Annotated in this window: 9 protein-coding genes; 4 read left to right on the forward strand and 5 right to left on the reverse strand. The window is 57.3% G+C overall.

Annotation, left to right across the window (positions count from 1 at the left end; translation table 11 throughout):
* The first annotated feature begins 233 nt into the window (after positions 1–233).
* The 4 genes from YBN1229_RS08390 to YBN1229_RS08405 all read left to right on the forward strand — a co-directional run bounded on the left by YBN1229_RS08390 (position 234) and on the right by YBN1229_RS08405 (position 14,302).
* Positions 234–9,113, forward strand: coding sequence for a peroxidase family protein (locus YBN1229_RS08390; RefSeq protein WP_046477968.1), 8,880 nt, complete (start codon positions 234–236; stop codon positions 9,111–9,113).
* A gap of 81 nt (positions 9,114–9,194) precedes the next feature.
* Complete coding sequence (locus tag YBN1229_RS08395) at positions 9,195–10,961, forward strand: type I secretion system permease/ATPase (RefSeq protein ID WP_046477969.1); 1,767 nt, start codon at positions 9,195–9,197, stop codon at positions 10,959–10,961.
* Positions 10,958–12,955: a cadherin-like domain-containing protein gene (locus YBN1229_RS08400; protein ID WP_052743789.1), complete on the forward strand. Its 1,998-nt coding sequence runs from the start codon at positions 10,958–10,960 to the stop codon at positions 12,953–12,955. The genes YBN1229_RS08395 and YBN1229_RS08400 overlap by 4 nt, the downstream gene beginning before the upstream one ends.
* A gap of 18 nt (positions 12,956–12,973) precedes the next feature.
* On the forward strand, positions 12,974–14,302 hold the full coding sequence (locus YBN1229_RS08405) for an HlyD family type I secretion periplasmic adaptor subunit (protein ID WP_046477970.1): 1,329 nt from the start codon (positions 12,974–12,976) through the stop codon (positions 14,300–14,302).
* A gap of 21 nt (positions 14,303–14,323) precedes the next feature.
* On the opposite strand, the gene YBN1229_RS08410 is transcribed toward YBN1229_RS08405, so the two are convergent.
* The 5 genes from YBN1229_RS08410 to YBN1229_RS08430 form a co-directional block, all read right to left on the reverse strand.
* On the reverse strand, positions 14,324–15,727 hold the full coding sequence (locus tag YBN1229_RS08410) for an amidase family protein (protein ID WP_046477971.1): 1,404 nt from the start codon (positions 15,725–15,727) through the stop codon (positions 14,324–14,326).
* Positions 15,728–15,796: 69 nt separating this feature from the next.
* The gene (locus YBN1229_RS08415) at positions 15,797–16,501 is read right to left on the reverse strand and encodes a cyclase family protein (RefSeq protein WP_046477972.1); all 705 of its coding nucleotides are present in this window, start codon (positions 16,499–16,501) and stop codon (positions 15,797–15,799) included.
* Between the two features lie 47 nt (positions 16,502–16,548).
* Positions 16,549–17,877: a TRAP transporter large permease gene (locus tag YBN1229_RS08420; protein ID WP_046477973.1), complete on the reverse strand. Its 1,329-nt coding sequence runs from the start codon at positions 17,875–17,877 to the stop codon at positions 16,549–16,551.
* Positions 17,877–18,425 carry a TRAP transporter small permease gene (locus tag YBN1229_RS08425; RefSeq protein ID WP_046477974.1) on the reverse strand — a complete coding sequence of 183 codons (549 nt, stop codon included), beginning with the start codon at positions 18,423–18,425 and terminating at the stop codon, positions 17,877–17,879. The genes YBN1229_RS08420 and YBN1229_RS08425 overlap by 1 nt, the downstream gene beginning before the upstream one ends.
* 80 nt (positions 18,426–18,505) lie before the next feature.
* On the reverse strand, positions 18,506–19,525 hold the full coding sequence (locus YBN1229_RS08430; RefSeq protein WP_052743790.1) for a C4-dicarboxylate TRAP transporter substrate-binding protein: 1,020 nt from the start codon (positions 19,523–19,525) through the stop codon (positions 18,506–18,508).
* Positions 19,526–19,648: the final 123 nt, after the last annotated feature.

Here is a 19,648-nt window from a genome sequence, read left to right on the forward strand (position 1 = left end):
CTGGTCACCCATCAGCCTTTAGTCCGATTGGTTCCCGCCCGATGGTCCAATGTCTAGTCGGATCTTTGGTCGGACCCCAAACTGGACCCAAGTCCGAACATTGAGTCCGACCTTCTCCCCTACTTGCGCATCGATTTCCCATCCATCCTGGAGCTCATGATCGCAGGTCTGTCTGCAGACCGCATTGCTGTCGGCATCGTCGACAGCTTCAACCGTTGCCGATGGAGACCGAGATGGGCGTCACGTTGAATCAGCATGATCTGGAATTCATCCTGAAGCAGATCAAGATCGCCGAAGCGCATTCTAATGGTGCGGCCCTAACGGAGATCCGTCTCGACGCGAACGGCAACGTGATCACAGACCCAGCCCTGTACGGGCCAGATGGCGTCTATCTTGGCGACCCCGCCGCGCCGCGCGCGATACCTGATCCGAAAACACCGTTCGGTCTGCGTACAGTCGATGGCAGCTATAACAACCTCGTTGAAGGACGCGAACTTTGGGGTGCTGCGGACCAGGTCATGCCGCGCATGCTTGAAGGAAGCTTCCTCGATGACCAGGACGGTGATCAAATGCCGCTTGGTCCTCCGGGCGGGCCAGTCGTCACGAACACCGATTACGGGCAACCGGGTAACGTTGCTGACGCAGATCCCCGGATCATCTCAAACTTGATCGTCGACATGAGCATCAACAACCCGGCTGCCATCGTGGCCTGGTTCAACAATGAATTGGCTACAGCTGCATTTATCGAGAAATACGGCAAGGAGCCGGCTGCACCGGGTACTCTGGATGTACCGGCGGTGGACGGCATCGTTGAGACTGCGACCCACCGGGAGATCACGAATGAAGATCTTTCGTTGATTCCCAACATAGCGCCCGACGAGGGTATTTCCGCATCGTTCAACGGCTGGATGACGTTCTTCGGCCAGTTTTTTGATCACGGTCTCGACCTGATCACGAAGAGCGACAACGGTACGGTCTTCATTCCCCTAAACGAAGACGATCCGCTCGTGCTCGGCGCGGACGGCGTGTTGGGCACCGCCGACGACTTGCCCACTCACTTGCGCTTCATGGCGCTCACACGCGCTCAACCTGTCGAAGGACCCGACGGGGAGGTCAACCACGTCAACACGACGACGCCATTTGTCGATCAGAACCAGACGTATACCTCGCACGCGTCGCATCAGGTCTTCTTGCGTGAATATGCGATCGTCGACGGAGTACCCGTTGCCACCGGCCGCTTGCTGAACGGCGAGAATGGCGGGCTCCCCACGTGGGGCGACGTCAAGGCCCAGGCTCTAGAGAAGCTTGGGATCGTTCTGAGCGACATCGACGTCTTGAATGTCCCGCTCCTGCGTACGGACGCCTACGGTGAGTTCATTCGCGGCGCAGATGGATTCCCGCAGGTTATCGTCGGCATTGGCGCAGACGGCATTCCAAATACGTCAGACGACATCGTCGCGAGCGCAACCGTTGACATAAATGGCATCGTCCAGCCCGTCGTCATTGCAGATGTGAACGGTGGCCTGGGCCCGGTACGCACAGCGCACGCATTCCTCGATGATATCGCGCACAACGCAGCGCCCGGAATGTTTGACAGCAACGGCGATGGTATCCCGGATAGCATGAAGGTCGCTGACAGCGACACCGATGTCAGTGGACCTACGGACGCCCAACCAGCCGGAACCTACGATGATGAACTTCTCGATCGCCACTTCATCACCGGCGATGGGCGTGGAAACGAGAACATTGCTCTGACCGCAGTCCATCACGTATTCCACTCGGAACATAACCGCCAAGTAGCGCTCAACAAGAAGACAGTTCTTGAATCGGGTGACATCGATTTCATTAACGAGTGGCTGCTGACAGATCTCACGCCAGCTGAAGTTGACGCGATTCCTACGGACCCGGCAGCGTTGGCGGCCTATGCTGAAACCCTCAATTGGGATGGCGAGCGGCTGTTCCAAATGGCGCGGTTCGCGACTGAGATGCAGTATCAGCATCTCGTGTTCGAAGAGTTCGCCCGTAAAGTGCAACCAGCCATTGATCCGTTCGTATTCAACAGCGTGACGGACATCAACCCAGCCATTTTCGCGGAGTTTGCCAACACCGTTTACCGCTTCGGCCACTCCATGCTGACGGATACGGTCGGGCGCATCTTCGTCGATGAGAACGGCCAGCCGCTGGTGGACCCCACGACGTGGGAATCCGAAGCTGATCTGGGCTTGATCGAAGCCTTTCTCAATCCCGTGGAATTTGACCAGAACGGTGCCATCAGCCACGAAGAGGCCGCAGGCGCCATTGTTCGCGGCATGACATTGGTCCACGGTAACGAGATCGACGAATTTGTCGTCGGTTCACTCCGCAACAATTTGCTTGGGCTTCCGCTCGACCTCGCAGCTATCAACATTGCACGTGCCAGGGATACGGGCGTTCCCACACTTAACGATGCGCGTGCTCAGCTCTTCGCCGCGACAGGATCTAGCTTCCTCAAGCCATATGAGAGCTGGGTAGAGTTCGCCGCAAACTTGAAGAATCCGATCTCGGTGGTCAACTTCCTGGCCGCTTACGGCACGCATGACACCATTCTTTCCGCGGGAGATAGTCTTGCGGGCCGCCGCGACGCGGCGATCAAACTTGTCTTCGGCGACCAGTCAATCACAGATCCGACAGAGCAGGCGGCTTTTGACGCTGATCGGAAAGCGTTCCTCAATAGCACCGGCTCATACAGCGCCGAGAATACGGGCCTTAACACCATCGATCTCTGGATCGGCGGTCTCGCCGAGCGGATTCTGCTGTTCGGCGGCATGCTGGGTTCGACGTTCAATGCCATCTTCGAAGCACAGCTAGAAAACCTGCAGGACGGCGATCGCTTCTACTATCTGACGCGTACCCAAGGCCTGAATTTCCTCAATGAGCTTGAGAACAATGCATTCTCAAAGCTCATCATGGCCAATACCGATCTCATTCAAGATCCCGGCCCTGATGGCATCAAAGGTACGGCTGACGACACCGTAGCCCACCACATCGGTATCGATGCATTCCTGAAGTATGACCACATCCTCGAAGTCAACCAGGCTATGCAGATCGGCGACGATCCAGTCGGAAACGATCCGGTGCTTGAGGCTCTCGGTCTCGGCAAAGTCGTTCGAGAAAATCCAAATGGATCACCTGGCAACTATCTGCGCTTCTCTGGCGGCGAGCACGTCGTGCTCGGCGGCACCAATGATGCAGACACGCTCATAGGCGACCTTGGTGACGATGCGATCTGGGGCGACGGCGGCGATGACCGTATCGAAGGTGGCCAGGGCGTCGACCTCATTATGGGTGGTGCCGGTGACGACATCATCACGGACGAAGGCGATACCGGAGACTTTATCAAGGGCGATGAAGGCGACGACGTAATCGCCAATTCGAACGGTTTGGACATCCTTATGGGTGGCGACGGCAAGGACGTATTCTTTGTCGGCGTGGACGATACCGAAGTGTTCGGTGGTGAAGGTGACGATTTCATCGTTGGTGGCGATGGCGTCGACTTCCTGTTGGGCAACGAGGGCGATGACTGGATCGAAGGCGGCGGCGGCTTCGATACGATCGCTGGCGACAACTCGGAGCTCTTCTTTAACTCGACCATCCTTGGCCACGACGTCATGTTCGCCGGATCCGACGAGCAGGATTTCGACGCTGAATCCGGCGACGACATCATGGTCCAGGGCGAAAGCGTTATGCGTAACGAAGGCATGTTCGGCTTCGACTGGTCGACCTTCCAAGGTTCGCAGATCGACGGCTACGCCGATATGCGCATCAAGATCTTCACCACGGAGCAGCAAGACATCCTACGCAACCGCTTCGACAAGGTTGAAGCGCTGTCGGGTTGGGAGCGAAATGACACGCTGATCGGTGATGATCGCGTTGCCGCACTGCCGGATGGTGAGGGTGGCATCGAAGGCAACACGACAGCGGCGAATGAAGCGGTCTTCTTCAACGACGAACTGACCCAAGCTGGTGTCAACCGCATCGATGGATTGCGCGAACTGCTTGGCAATCTAATCGACGCAGCACCGCCTGGCGCGACTGCGGCAGAACTCGAAGAGATGATCGCATTCAACAGCGGCAACATTCTCTTAGGCGGCGGCGGTAGCGACATTCTTGAAGGCAACGGCGGCGACGACGTCCTCGATGGCGACAAGTGGCTGAACGTTCGCATCAGGATCACGGGCAACGGTCAGGAGAACTTGGCGGAAAATGAAATCGCCACGGTGACGAGCCTAAAACATACGTTTACGGATGATTTCGCGATCGTGGCTTGGCAGGGCAAATCACTCTTCGATTTGCTCATCGCACGGGAGATCAGGCCGAACCAATTGCACATCGTCCGTGAAATTCTCGATGGCGGCCAAGAGGGTGATGTTGACGTCGCCGTCTTCAACGACGACTTGGCGAATTACACGATCACCTACAACGACGATGGCAGCATAACCGTCACCCACGTCACTGTGACGGCTGAGATCGATCCGGCAACGGGAACCAACATCGTTTCCGACGGTGTTGATACCTTGCGCAACATCGAGATCCTTCGCTTCCGGGATCAGGACGTACAGGTAAGCCAGCCGGCCACGGGTGTTCCAGTCATCAGCGATCTCACGCCGACCGAAGGGCAGACGTTGACGGTGGACACTAGCGCCATTCAGGATCCTGATGGTCTGGGCCCGTTCTCCTTCCAGTGGCAGGTTTCCGAGGATAATGGCACGACCTGGGTCGATATCCCTGCTGGGCTCGGAGGGACCAGCGCGTCGTTCACGCCGAATGAAGGTGTACTCGGATTTGGAAGTCAGGTCGGCGATATCCTTCGTGTGGCCGTCAGCTTCACTGATGGGTCAGGCGAGCTCGAAACAGTCTTCTCAGAACCAACCGGTGTCGTCGGTGACAATTGGAACGCTGTGCCCTTCCTGGCGAATACGTTCAACGGAACGGCGGGTGATGACATCGCAACCGGAACGAACGGGTTGTTCAATATCGGTGCTCTTGGCGGCGCCGATACGTTGAACGGCAACGCCGGCGATGACATTTTGAGCGGTCTCGGTGGAAACGACACGCTCAATGGTGGAGAAGGTAACGATACGCTCAACGGCGGTGGCGGAACGGACGTCGCTGTCTATTCTGGTAGCGTTGAAAATTATGCCTTCTCGCTAAACGGTGCCAACCAGCTCACCGTGACGGACACCGTCGGTGCGGAAGGCACGGACACGCTGACCAGTATTGAGCAGCTCCGTTTCGCAGGCACGACCTACACCTTGTTTAACGGTACAAACGGTGGCGCGACCACGGGCGGTACTGGCGGCTCAGATATCCTGCTGGGACATGGTGGTGTCGATACCCTGAATGGTAACAATGGTGCGGACGTCCTGGTTGGAGGCGCAGGCAACGACACGGTCAATGGCGGCGGCGGCGACGACCTGACGCTTTGGCGTGTCGGCGAGGGCCGGGATTTCGTGAACGGTGGTGCGGCCACGGACACAGTCCACATCACCGGCGATCAGACCGCGGAAACTTTCCGTATCTATTCGCGAGCTGAAGCGTTGGCAGCGGGCATGACCGGGCTTAATGCCGCCACGGAAATTGTCATCACCCGTAACGGCACCGATAACGCATCGATTATCGCCGAACTCGACAACATCGAAGAGATCCACATCACGGGAGCTGGCGGCGGCGACACGTTCATCCCGATCGGAGACTTTACTCCAACGAGCCTGAGTACCAGCACGATCACAATTGATGGTACGCCTGGGGATGACACAATCGACATGTCGACCCTAAGTTCGGCCCATCGGATTGTGTTCAAGTCGAACGGCGGGAACGATACGATCCTCGGCATGATGCGTCCGCAGGATGTAATCGAACTGCCGCCGGGCGCAAATCCATCCGACTATAACATCGTCGATAACGGCGACGGCACCGTGACGATGTCGAATGGCAGTAATTCGATCACCTTCTCGGATGACAACATCACGCAGGTCGTTCCCGGTGGTTCGGGTCAGGGCAACTTTACGCTCACTGAGAGCGACCTGGCGGGACTTAAGGCTCTGGTCAACGGACTAGAAATTCCTGGTGACGACGATTCCGTTCCTGGCGTACGTACCGTATCGGGTCATGGCAACAACATCGCCAACCCCGATTGGGGCGCAGCAGACGAGCCGTTCATTCGGCTTACCGGAGCTCGCTATGGAGATCCCGATGCCGATGGAAATCGCGCGATCAACCCGATCTTCGATGGCCTCGATCCGCGCTCCATCAGCAACATCCTGGGTGAACAGGAAGCCAATCTGCCGAAAGCTCAGGATGCCAACATCTTCTTCATGGCATTCGGTCAGTACTTTGATCACGGCCTCGACTTCATCCCGAAGGGTGGGAATGGGATCATCGAGATTGGCGGCCCCGGCGCCGAGCGCGCACCAGGCACGGACAACCCGGCCGACCTCACGCGAGGCACGGTTGCTGGATTCGACGAGAACGGCGTGCCAATTCACATCAACAAGACGTCGCCTTACGTCGATCAGAACCAAGCCTATGGCTCACATGAACTCGTCGGACAATTCTTGCGCGCGGGCGACGGTTCAGGCGGTTTGGGTAGCCACCTGCTCGCAGGAGGACCAGATCCGTCGGCACCAGAGTTCAATCTCCTCCCCACCCTGCGTGAGCTGATCCAGCATCACTGGGAAAACAACACTATCTTCTATTCGGACTCCTTGCCGAACGGATCGATAGCTTTCCGGGATTACTATACCGACTATCCATTGGAAGGCGGTGCCACTGGCACGCTGCTTAATGCAGAAGGTGCCTTCGATCCGATGGTCGTTTCATCTATCGCCTCCAATTTCATGGGCAGTGGCCACTCCTTGCTGCTGGACACGAACCCCTTCATCAATCTGCTGGATCACTACGTCGCCGGCGATGGGCGCGCGAACGAAAACTTCGCCCTAACCTCGATGCATACGATCTGGGCTCGTAACCACAACTTCCACGTTGAAAATCTCGAAGCACATGGCTTTGAAGGCACGCCGGAAGAAGTGTTCCAGGCTGCCAAGATGATGAACGAAGCGGAATATCAGCGTGTCGTCTTTGACGAATTCGCAGACACCCTGCTTGGTGGTATGCGAGGATCAGGATCGCACGGACACGACGGGTACAACCCGCAGGCCGACGCAGGCATCTCTCACGAGTTTGCTGCCGCAGCGTATCGGTTCGGCCACTCACTCATCGGTCAAACCATGACGGTCATCGATGAGAACGGCCAACCTACGCAGGTTGCCCTGTTCGATGCGTTCCTCAATCCGAGCAATGAAAGCGGTGTGTTTGCCGGACCATTGCCTCCAGGCTACGTGCCTCAGCCAGGTTACGAACAGTTAGGCGTCGACTCCATTCTGGGCGGTATCGTTCAACAGCCCGCTGAAGAAGTTGACTTCAACATCGTCGATGCAGTGCGGAACGACCTCGTGCGCATCAACGCCGATCTCTTCTCCTTCAACGTCGCACGCAGCCGTGACCTTGGCCTGGGTACGCTCAACCAGATCCGAGCGGATCTGATGATGTCCCAGAACCCATACGTCATGGAGGCGGTTGGGTTCGCAGGTGATCTGTCGCCGTATACGTCCTGGGAAGACTTCCAGGCCCGAAACGGACTGAGCGATGTGGTCATCGCGCAATTTAAGGAGGCATATCCGGATCTCGTTTTGTCACCTGAGGAGGTTGCGGCCTTCCAGGAGGTCAACCCGAATATCCAGCTTCTGGATGGTGCGAATGGATCCAAGGTTGTCAAAGGAATAGATCGCCTCGACGTGTGGGTTGGTGGGCTGGCCGAGAAGCACATCAATGGCGGTGTCGTCGGACAAACCTTCTGGGTCGTGATTCATGAGCAACTTGACCGTCTGCAGGAGGGCGATCGCTTCTACTACACCGATCGTTTCGACAACTTCGACTTCTACGAGACCTTCATCGATGGTCAGGAGTTCTCAGACATCATCGCGCGCAACACGGGGCTGACCGGCCTGCCGGAGCACATTTTCGAAGTCGATGATGAAGATAACGGCACCGACACCGGAACGGGTGATGGCACCGGTACTGACACTAACAACAATGATGACGACACCACCGGTAGCGGTGATGACGACGACAGCGAAACTGTTGACGATAACGACGACGTGCAGACTCCCGCTCCCACGGCACACATCGGTGGCGAGGGTACGGACGTCCTGACCGGTACGTCGGGCGCTGACACGCTGCTTGGTTTCGGCGGTGATGACGTTATCTCGGGTGGCGCTGGCGCTGATATTATCAGAGGTGATAGCGGCAACGACCTCCTGAGCGGCGAAGACGGGCGGGACGTCATATTCGGCGGCATCGGCGATGATGACATCTTCGGTGGCAAGGGCGCCGATATGCTCTACGGCGATGATGGTAACGACCACATCTTCGGCGGTGCAGGCGGCGACCTCATTCAGGGCGGTGCTGGCAACGACACCGTTTTCGCGGGAGCTGGTGACGACCGGATCGTCGCAAATGCAGGTGACGGAAACGACACCTACTACGGTGACGAGATGTCGGGCGGAACGGGTAATGACACCCTCGACATGAGCGCGGTCTCGGCCGACGCGACCGTCGATCTCGGCAGTGGCTTCATGGGTATCGGCAGCGCGTTCAGTGCTGACAGCGGCCAAGATACGCTCTGGGGCATCGAGAATGTCGTAACGGGTTCTGGTGACGACGTCATTACCGCAAGCAGCGCCGCCAACGTGATGGACGGTGGAGCTGGAGCCGATACGTTCCGCTTCTTGTCTGGAGGTGACGCCGACGGCGACACGATTATGAGCTTCCAGCCCGGAGACAAAATTGATCTGAGCGCAATCGACGCCAATGGTGGCTCAGCTGGCAACCAGTCGTTCACCCTCGTGTCCGGTGCATTCACCGGTGCCAGCGGGGAATTGCTGGTCAGCTATGAAACGAGAGACGGTGAGGAATTCACCGTCGTGGAAGGCAACACCAGCGGCGGCACCGATTCTGACTTCAAGATCAGCATAAAGGGAACGCAGAACCTCACCGAGAGCGACTTCAATCTGTAACGCCTGTTGCCCGCGGGCTCGGCGAGAGCCAGCCCGCGGGAGAGTTCTCGCATAGGCAGTTAACCCGAGGAATAGTTCTCCATGCGCTCCGAGGCTGCGAAGTCAGCGAATAAAAGAAAGCAGGCCGAACAACTCACGCAAGGGTTTCGCGGCATACTCGTTTTCCTGTTCGTCATGTCCGGGATCATCAACATCCTGGCCCTGACCGGCGCTTTCTACATGCTGCAGATCTACGACCGCGCGTTGACGAGCGGCAGCATTCCAACTCTGGTCGCGATATCTGCAGTTGCGATCGGTCTTTATCTCTTCCAGGGAATGTTCGACATCATCCGTTCGCAGATCCTCGTTCGGATTGGTGCGCGGCTCGACAAGAACATCGCTCCGATCGCTCATCAGGTGGCAATAGACATGCCACGCTTCGGCTTTTCGACGGCCGAAGCACTCGAACGCGGACGCGACGTTGATACGGTGCGCGGCTTTCTGGGAAGTCAGGGACCACTAGCCCTCTTCGATCTGCCTTGGATGCCCGTATTTCTTGTCTTCGTTTATATGCTGCATCCCTATCTCGGCGCCCTGACGATTGGTGGAGCTGCAGTCTTGGCGCTCCTGACGATCCTTGCTGAGATCCTCACCCGTCGCTTGACCAAGTCAACGCAGCAGGCTGTCGTGGCGCGCAATGCGGTAGCCGATTCCAACGCGCGCAATGCCGAGATCCTGAAGGCTATGGGCTTCGCGAAACGAGCGGTCGCACGCTTCAACGAGGCGAACGACGAGCATCTCGAACTGCAAACGCGGGCCACCGACATCAGCGGCACGTTCAGCGCAATATCGCGGGTATTGCGGATGCTTCTGCAGTCCGCCGTCCTCGGTCTGGGCGCGCTTTTGACCATTAATGGAGATCTGACGGCAGGCGCGATTATTGCGGCTTCTGTCGCGTCTGCGAGAGCATTGGCTCCGATCGATTTGGCAATCGCAAACTGGAAGAATGTGGTCGCGGCGCGTGCTGCGTTCGGACGTTTGAAAGAGACGGTTGTTTCGCTCGCGGGAGCGGCACCGAGGATGGCTCTGCCGGATCCAACAAAATCGCTCAAGATCGAAAATGTCACCGTGGCGGCGCCAGCGGTAGGCCGCGTGCTGCTCAGCGAGGTTAGCTTAGAGCTCAAAGCCGGAGACGCACTCGGCATCATCGGCCCCAGCGGTGGCGGCAAGACGACGCTGGCCCGGGCGCTCACCGGACTTTGGCCTGTGCTTCGCGGGAATGTTCGGCTCGACGATGCTGATTTATCCCAGTGGGATGACGAAGCGTTGGGGCGTCATATCGGATACCTGCCGCAGGACGTCGCACTGTTGGATGCCACGATCGGTGAAAACATTTCGCGACTGAATCCCGATGCCGATCCTTCGGAGATCGTCGCAGCAGCGCGTGCTGCCGGCGTTCATGAGATGATTGTGCGGATGCCGGATGGCTACCAGACCCAACTTGGGCCGCAAGGGGCATCGCTATCGGGCGGCCAGCGTCAACGCATCGGGCTCGCGCGCGCGCTGTTCGGCAACCCATTCCTGGTGATTCTCGACGAACCGAATTCGAATCTGGACGGCGAAGGCGAGGCGGCACTCACCCTGGCGATGCGAAGCGTGCGCGAGCGCGGCGGCATTGTGATTGTGATAGCTCATCGCCCAAGTGCCTTGGCCGCCGTCGATTTGGTGGCTGTCGTTCAAAATGGTCGCGTGACGTCCTTCGGTCGAAAGGAAGATGTTGTCGCGAAATTTGTTCCACGCAGCGTAAACACCGATCCGCAGCCCGTCGAAAAGCCGCTAGAGCGGCAAGCGCAAAGGGTGCCGGCATGATCGAAATCAAGGGTACGAAGACATCACCCCAAGAGAATGATCCTCACGAGCGTTATATCCATAAGAGCATGGACAAGAACTCAAAGACGCCAGCGTATGTCGTGGTGCTACTCGCTGCCGTAGGGCTCTACCTCAAGTCAATCTTCCCGAGTGCGAGTAAGACGCAGGAAGATCCCCCGGCCGACACCCCTCCTGAGCAGGACGAAACGGAACTCGCAACCTCACAAACCACGACAGGTCAGGTCGCAGGCACGCCCACCGGAGAAAACACCGAGAAGGTGGGATCGAGCACGTCCTTGGCGGTGCTGGATTTGCCGCGTCCATTAAGTTTCACGCTATCTGAGTCTCCAGCATTTCAGTTTATGGATCCTTCACCGAAACTAGAGTGGTTCTCGCCGAAGACCATTATTTTCCAACCGGTAGCGGCCAACGACAACCCCAATGTGAGTGGCAAGATCTCCGCCTCGGGAGGCAGTGGTATTGGAGGTGGCGGGGGCGGCTCCATTTCGACACCCGGATCATCTGGACCTGATGGTGGTAGCGATACGGAAACAGGTAGCGGTCCTGGTGCCGGTAACGGTGGGTCGCAACAGGCCAACAGAGCACCCCGTTTGAGCGGTCCGGTCTACCTGATGGATATCGCGAGTTGCGCCACGCTGGCAATCGGCCTCAGCGACCTCCTGCGCAATGCCGTCGATCCAGACAACGATCCGTTGACGGTTCAGAATCTGCAGGTATCAACAGGAACCTTGAAGCCTCTTGAGAACGGCTGGCTGTTCGAGACGGACACGTTTGAACTTGGTCCGGTGATCGTCTCGTATGCGGTCAGTGACGGCCAGTTCGCCGTTGAGCAATTTGCGTATTTCTGGGTGGTCAAAGAGGCTCCGATCATCGGGACCGATGATGCCGACATGTTGCTCGGTACGAAGTGCGCCAACGAGATCGATGGCGCGGGCGGCGATGACATCATCGACGCTGGTGCGGGCAATGACGTAATCACTGGAGGGAGCGGCAACGACCATATCGTCGCGGGCGACGGTGATGATGTCGTCTACGGAGGAACCGGCCATGACATCATATTTGCCGGCTTGGGCGACGATTATGTCTCAGGCGGCGCCGGCAATGACCGCATCTTCGGCGAAGGCGGCAGCGACGCGTTGTTTGGCGACGACGGCCATGACCTGATCTTTGGCGGCGATGGCAACGACCGGCTGTTCGGCGGAACCGGAAACGACACACTGTACGGCGGTGCCCACAATGACATCTTGTTCGGCGAGGCCGGACACGATGTGCTCCACGGGGATTCCGGCGACGATAGGATCGACGGTGACGCAGGCAATGACGATATCCATGGTGGGGACGGCAACGATATCGTTATGGATGGCTTCGGCAACGACACCGTCGCAGCGGGCGATGGAAATGATATCTTAGTAGCGGCAAGCGACGGTGACGACGACCACTATGACGGAGGCGAAGGTTTCGACCGGCTGGATTATTCCAGCGCCACCGACATGGTGACGATTAACATCATGTCCGGTATGGCGAGTGGGGCCGAAATCGGCAGCGACAGCTTCAGTAACTTCGAGCATTTCCGCACAGGTGGTGGTGACGATCACTTCATCGTTGGCAGAAACAACGGTGTCGTCATGACCGGCGGAGATGGGAGCGACGTGTTCGAATTCAGCGCGCCAGAGAGCACCCCGTCAACATTGATGACAATCGCCTTCGAAATTACTGACTTCCAGCATGGAGACCGCTTACGGATCTCCAAACATGACTTGTTCAAGGAGGTCTTGGATGAAGTCGAGGACCGGTTCGAGAAGGTTTATGGCGAAGAGGTGGACGATGACGGCATACGCCTTCGCTACCACGATGAACGATCCGAAGAACTGGGCCACACAGTAATTGAAGCTGATCTCAATAAAGACGGTGTCTGGGAAACGACCATAGAGATCGCGGAACTGCAAGTGCTTGTCACTGTCGAAGGCGTATAGGAACACAGAGGAATTGCCGTGAGCAACAAAGCAGACAAGGCGCGCAAGTCCAGGTTGGATGATGAACAAGCTTTTCGCGTTGGCACACGCATGGTGACAGGTGCCGCCTTAAGCATGCTGCTCGTTCTTGGATTGGGCGGATGGGCTGCGACAGCCGAACTTGCAGGCGCGATCATCGCGTCAGGTTCTGTCAATGTTGATCGCAACTTGAAGGCGGTTCAGCATCGTGATGGCGGCATCGTCGGCGAGATCGCTATTCGCGAAGGCGATTTTGTTAAAGCTGGCCAAATACTTCTACGCCTTGACGACGCCCAGACGCGAGCGGAACTCTCCATCGTTCGATCGCAGCTCGCGGAGCTGGCGGCGCGTCGCGCGCGCCTGAGCGCAGAGAGAGATGGTTTGGCTACGCTCGACTTTCCTGACGGCTTGGAGCACGAAAGCGAAACCGCATCTGGTGCTATTCGCGGCGAAACTCACTTATTCTCCGGAAACCGCACACATCGGGATAGCCAGAAGCAGCAGCTCGCGTTGCAAGTCGATCAAATTGGTGAAGAGGTGAGAGGACTGGAGGCGCAGCGTAAAGCCAAGGGCGATGAACTTGCACTGGTCGAAGTGGAGTTCACAAAGATCAAAAAATTGCTGCAGAAAGGTCTTGTCGAGGCACCGCGCCTTTACACGATTGAGCGTGAAATGACAAAATTGCTGGGAGAGCGCGGAGAAATTGATGCCGGCATCGCCCGAGCTAAAACGCGGGTTGGAGAAATCCGCCTTCAGATCATGGCCATCGATGAAAACGCGAGAACCGAGGCGCAACGGGAACTGAGCGTGGTCAACACCAGGATCTCCGAACTTCAGGAACGTCGTACCGCAATTGAAGATCGCCTGGCGCGTACGGATATTCGCGCGCCGATATCCGGCACCATCAACGAACTGAACATTCACACAATCGGTGGTGTGATTTCTCCGGCTGCAGTTTTGGCCACCATTGTGCCGGAAGGCGCCAAACTCAAGATAGAAGCGAAAGTTTCCCCGGTAAGCATCGATCAGGTTGCGGAAGGGCAGCGTGCAAGGCTACGCTTCTCAACGTTCAATCAGCGCACGACACCTGAATTGGAAGGCCGCGTGGCACGCGTGTCACCGGCAACGACGCGCGATGCGGCCACAGGTGAGGTCAACTATATGGCAGACATCGAAGTGCTGCCTGACGAACTCGCCAAGCTCGGGGACAAGACGCTGCTTCCGGGCATGCCAGTTGAAGTCTTCATCACGACAGAAGACCGCACGGCCCTATCTTACATCGTGAAACCCATCACCGATCAGTTCACAAAGGCGTTCCGCGAAGAGTAAGCGGAGGCGGAAGTTCCCACGCTATACAATTGTGGGCCATTGCGCTTGGGCGGTGAATTCCGAGGTCGGTTCGTAGGCTGAGGCGGCCACGAACAGCAGGGCATCGTCGTGGGCCCCGGCCACGATCTGGAGTCCAACGGGCAATCCATCACTCGTCAGCCCGGCTGGGATGGAAGCAGCAGGCTGTCCCGTCAGATTAAAGGGATAAGTGTAATACACCCACGAAACGATGCTTCTGTCCTCGTACCCCGGCGGCGTATTCAACCCGACCGGGAACGCTGCCGTCGGCAACGTCGGTGAAAGAAGCAGATCGTAGTCCTCAAAGAACTCACGCATCTTTTCACGGAATGCATACCGTGCGAACACGCGGTCGTAGTAGGACCGCATATCTTGAGAAATCGCCTCTTTGAGAACTTCCAAAACGGCCGGATCAATCAATTCGGGTGCTGTTTCAACGGTTGCACGCAGGCGTGTCCCCACGCCGGCATAGAATTCTGCCGTCCAGATATCACCAGGGTCGTCCATGACGTGATCGACAACATCCACGTGGTGACCGAGAGCTTCAAAAGATTTCGCGGCTTTTTCACAGAGCGAAAGCACTTCCGCATCGGCTCGCGCATAACCGAGCGTTGGGCTCCAGGCGATCCTTAGAGGCCGCCCGGCGGGCTGACCTGGCGCAAAGTCAGGCACCGGTCCGGCTACGGTGAACGGATCACGGCGATCATATCCGCAAATCACCGAAAGAACGGCCGCCGCATCTTCGCAGGTCCGCGTCAATGGACCAACGTGCGCCAGCGTCGGTGTTGCGGAAACCGGAAAAATGGGAATGCGAGCAAACTGCGCTTTGAAGCCAACGAGGCCGCATAACGCGCCAGGGATGCGTAACGATCCTCCGCCATCGGTTCCAATCGTATAGGGAAGTAGACCGGAGGCAACGGCCGCAGCCGCCCCGCAACTCGAACCGCCGGGGGTCATTTCAAGGTTCCAGGGATTCCGCGTTATCCCTGTGAGCGGGCTGTCGCCAACAGCCTTGCAGCCAAACTCGCTGGTTGTCGATTTGCCCAAGAGAACGGCGCCTGCGTTGCGCAAGCGCTCTGTGACGGGAGCGTCAAGCGCGGCCGGGGTATCCGCCGAGGCCTTCGACCCGGAACGAAGCGGAAGCCCCTGCATGGCGATCAGGTCCTTGATCGACGTCGGGATGCCATCAAGTATGCCGATGCGCTCGCCACGCATCATTCTTTGTTCAGAGGCTTGGGCCAGTTTGCGTGCGCCCTCAAGATCGAGGCACGCAAACATATTCAGTTTGGGTTCGAGCGTTGACAACCGGCCGATGACATCATCGAGCACTTCAATTGGCGAGGCTTCTTTGCGGGCAAAAAGGCCCGCCATTTCGCGCACACCCATGAAGGCAAACCCGGTCGCCATCCGCTCTCTCCCATAGTGTTTTGAGATTTTTTGCGGGGGAAGCGCGCCGCCTCCCCCAGCGTGTAAGAATTACTCTTCCAGGATCGCCACTGCACGAACTGGAGAACCCGATCCGCCTTTGAATTTGATCGGTAGGCCGATGAATTCAAACTCGCCTTTGCCGACGAGTTCTTCAAGATTGACGAGCCACTCAAAGTGCGAAATGCCGAGGTCGCGGCACAGCCTGTGCTGAGCGAAAATATTGTCGGAAGGCTTGTCCGTTGAAGGGCCTTCGACACCGTGCATGCGAGAGCCACGGTCGTGGAGCCAGCGAGTAGCCTCGACTGTGAGGCCGGGGTTACCCCACACGATCTTGTTGCGATCTCCCCAGTTGCGCGCATGGAAGCCCGTGCACAGAAGCACGATGTGCCCATCAACCTTCACACCAGCTTTTTGCTCGGCTTCGGCCATATGTGCTTCGGTGATGTCTTCTAGGTCTCCGATGTGACGCAGGTCGAAGCAAACCGCCTTGCCCATGAACAGGTCAAGCGGCATCTCGTCGATGGGCGCGCCCTTGGGATTAACGTGCAGGAACGCGTCGACGTGCGTGCCGACGTGATCGAGCATTCCGATGTAGTTTGTTTGGAACGTCATGGCGTCGCCGGGCACGCCCAGGCCCATTGACTGAGTCGCTTCGTGCGACAAGGCTTTCAAGTAAATGGGGCTCTGGAATAGCTTATGAGCCGGCATATTATCTTCGACGGTCAGACTCAGATCGACGATTCGGCGTGCCACGGGCGTACCTCCGGTAGTTGGCGTTGATAGTAAGGGGGGGCGGCTGCTCACTGCATGAGCGATGGCAGCCATGTTGCGAGAGCGGGGAAGGCCGCGACCAGGAACACCAGGATCAAGAGGATGATCCAGTAGGGGATCGAGCCTTGGAATATCCGCCCGAGAGTGGCATCGGGATCGTTGACGCAGCCTTTGACTGTATAGACGCACAGGCCGAGCGGCGGTGTCAGGAGGCCTGCCTCGATCGCGACGATTCCGATAATGGCAAACGCGATAGGATCGTACCCGGCGCTCAGCGCGAGGGGCGCGAAGATGGGAACCGTGAGCAGAATGATCGAAACGGAATCGATGAACATTCCCAGCACGAACCAGACCGCGACCATGATGAGGAGAATCGTCAGTGGAGAGTCGCCGACGCTGAGGAACAGCGTCTGGATGAAGTCTACGATTCCGCCGAGTGCAAGAAGGCGGGAATACATCTGCGCTGTGATGAGCAAGAACAGAAGCGGCGCGGAGATACGTCCGGTTTCAAGCACAGCCTCTTTTAGCCCCGTAAGCGGAACGCCTTTTAGGACTGCGAGGACAAGAGCAAGCAGGGCACCGATGCCAGCAGCTTCCGTTGGCGTAAAGGCGCCCAACCAAATTCCGCCGAGCACGGCAAAAATGAGAAGCGCAACGCCGAGGCCACCGAACACTTCATTGAGTCGGCTTTCGCCGTTTTCATCTTCCGCGATCGCCGTATTCGCGTGAGCGCCGCCGAATGCGGAAGGCCGAAGTATGGCGAAACCAATAATGAAGACGAAGAACATGGTCGCCAATAAAATGCCAGGTAGGACACCTGCCACGAAAAGGCGGCCGATCGACTGCTCGGAGATCACACCCCAGACAATCAGCAGGACACTCGGTGGAATGAGCATGCCGAGAGAGGCACTGCCCGCGATTGATCCCAGGGCAACCGACTTGTCGTAATTGTGCCGAAGCATCTGCGGGTAGGCGATCCGCGAAAACGCAGCCGCCGATGCAATGCTCACACCCGTTACGGCACCAAAGACGGCGTTTCCGCCAACGGTCGCGAGCGCCAGACGGCCGGGCAACCGCTTAAAGCCGCGGTTGACCAGATTGTAGAGATCCGACGCCGCGCCGGATCTCGAAATGAATTCACCCATCAACACGAAGAGCGGAATGACGGCGAACACGTAGTCTCGGATCGCTTCATATGTCGTGTTGGCCAGAAGCGAACCAGCTATCTCGAGGCTACCGGTAAGATAGGCAAGCCCGAAGAAGCTGCATAGCCCGAGTGCCAGGACCACTGGAACGCTGCACATAACCAGCAAAAGAAGGACTGCAATGATTGCAATCGCGAATTCAGGCCCGCCCATTAGTGTGCTCCCACTTTGCTGCTTTCGTCTGCAGGGACCTCATGGGAGGTGTGTGCGGTTTCGCCTTTAAGGACAGCCTTTACGGCGAGAAGGACGTAGTTGACGACTGCGAAAATAGAACACGAGACGATGATAACGCGCAGGGGCCACGTCGGAAGCTGGAATGAGGCATGTCCTTCGAACTCGCTGGTCGCAATGGCGCGCATCATCGGCGCATAAGACGACCAGGCGATCAGGCTAAAGAGACCAATGCCGAGGATGGCGATTACAGTCTCAAGTACGATCTTCCCGCGAGGCCCCAGCCAATTTATGAGTAGTTCCGAGCGCAACATCGCGCCGATACGCACAGTATAGCTGAGCTGTAGATAGGCGATGATGACGATGCCGTTCGCGACGATTTCGGCGATGCCGATGATCGGTTTATTCAGGAGAGAACGCATCACCACGTCAGTGGTAATGAGCCCCGCGATCAGAAGAAGAAGGATCGCAGCCAGATATTTCAAAGCTTCGCTGATGCGCTCGACGACTGTGTCGATGGTCTGCAACACCTGGCGTCACTCCTTGGAATGTAAAAGAAGGGTGTGGGCGTCACGAGGTGGATGAAGAACCCAGTGACGCCGCAAACGTATTATTTTACTTCGTAACGGTAGGGCCACTTGTGGCCGAGCTCTTCGAGCTTCGTCATGTAGAAGTTCATGACTTTGGCACCTGATAGCCCGCGTGACGCCGCATCAGTGGCCATGCGCTGAGGGAAGTCCTTCAACGCTGTTGCCCATTCTTTGCGAGCCTCGTCGGAGATTTCGCGGACATCGACCTTGAGCGCCTTGAGCTGTTCAAGGCCACTTGCGTCGTTACGCTTGCAGACCTCGGCCGTAACGCCGGCCCACTCCTCACCCATCTCTTTGAGGATATCCTGCACTTCTTTTGGCAGGCGATCCCACTTTTGCTTGTTGATGGTGACGGCGTTGACGTACTGCGCACCGAAATCAGCTTTTGTGAAATACGGAGCGACCTCATTTAATTTGAACGCTTTCCACCATGTCGAGGCGCTCACATAGCCTTCGTATACGCCGGATTGGATGGACTGGTACGCTTCATTGAGGTTTGAGGCGACAGGAGTCGCTTTGACGATCCAATCGAGATTGGTGCCTGCGCCAGCGATTTTATGACCTTCGAGATCCGCGAATTTTTCCCAGGCGAAGTTCGTGCCCAGGCCATAATTAGCCAAGCATGACCCGCCGAGATAAACTTGATTGTGCTGCTTCTCAAAGACGTCCTTCATCTCAGGGAACTCTGCGAAGGTCGCCTGCGCCGCTTTGGTCACCACTTCGGCGTCCGGGCTGCCGAACGGCAGAAACAGCGAGAACGTCTGCAAGAAACCGTTCGAGGGTTCAAAAATCAGGCTGATAAAGCCGATGTCGAGAAGCCCATCGCGCGTTGCTTCCAGAACCTCGGTCACCTTTGCGACTTGACCGGCGTGCAGCTCCTGGATTTTGACTTTGTGCTCTGTACGCTCTTCGATGCGTTTCTTCAGTTCAGGCGCGAACCACTTGTGCGCCGTCTCCGTGTACGCGAGAAGGCCTATGGGGTGCCCTGAGCCCATTCGCAGGCTGATCGTGTCAGCATGAGCAAGGCTTGATAGAGCCATTAATGGTAGCGATAGGCAAACAGCGGTAAACCCGCGCCGCGCGATCATAAGATACCCCCGTATACTGTTTAGATTCACAACAAAACGGCATGTGGCACGGTTATTACATCGGCCATCATCGTT

Source organism: Candidatus Filomicrobium marinum, assembly GCF_000981545.1.
In the GTDB taxonomy this organism is placed as follows: Bacteria; Pseudomonadota; Alphaproteobacteria; order Rhizobiales; family Hyphomicrobiaceae; genus Filomicrobium; species Filomicrobium insigne.

Coding starts and splice junctions, on each gene's coding strand:
- YBN1229_RS08390 (WP_046477968.1), top strand. CDS start 234: ATGGGCGTCACGTTGAATCAGCATGATCTGGAATTCATCCTGAAGCAG.
- YBN1229_RS08395 (WP_046477969.1), top strand. CDS start 9,195: ATGCGCTCCGAGGCTGCGAAGTCAGCGAATAAAAGAAAGCAGGCCGAA.
- YBN1229_RS08400 (WP_052743789.1), top strand. CDS start 10,958: ATGATCGAAATCAAGGGTACGAAGACATCACCCCAAGAGAATGATCCT.
- YBN1229_RS08410 (WP_046477971.1), bottom strand. CDS start 15,727: ATGGCGACCGGGTTTGCCTTCATGGGTGTGCGCGAAATGGCGGGCCTT.
- YBN1229_RS08420 (WP_046477973.1), bottom strand. CDS start 17,877: ATGGGCGGGCCTGAATTCGCGATTGCAATCATTGCAGTCCTTCTTTTG.
- YBN1229_RS08430 (WP_052743790.1), bottom strand. CDS start 19,525: ATGGCTCTATCAAGCCTTGCTCATGCTGACACGATCAGCCTGCGAATG.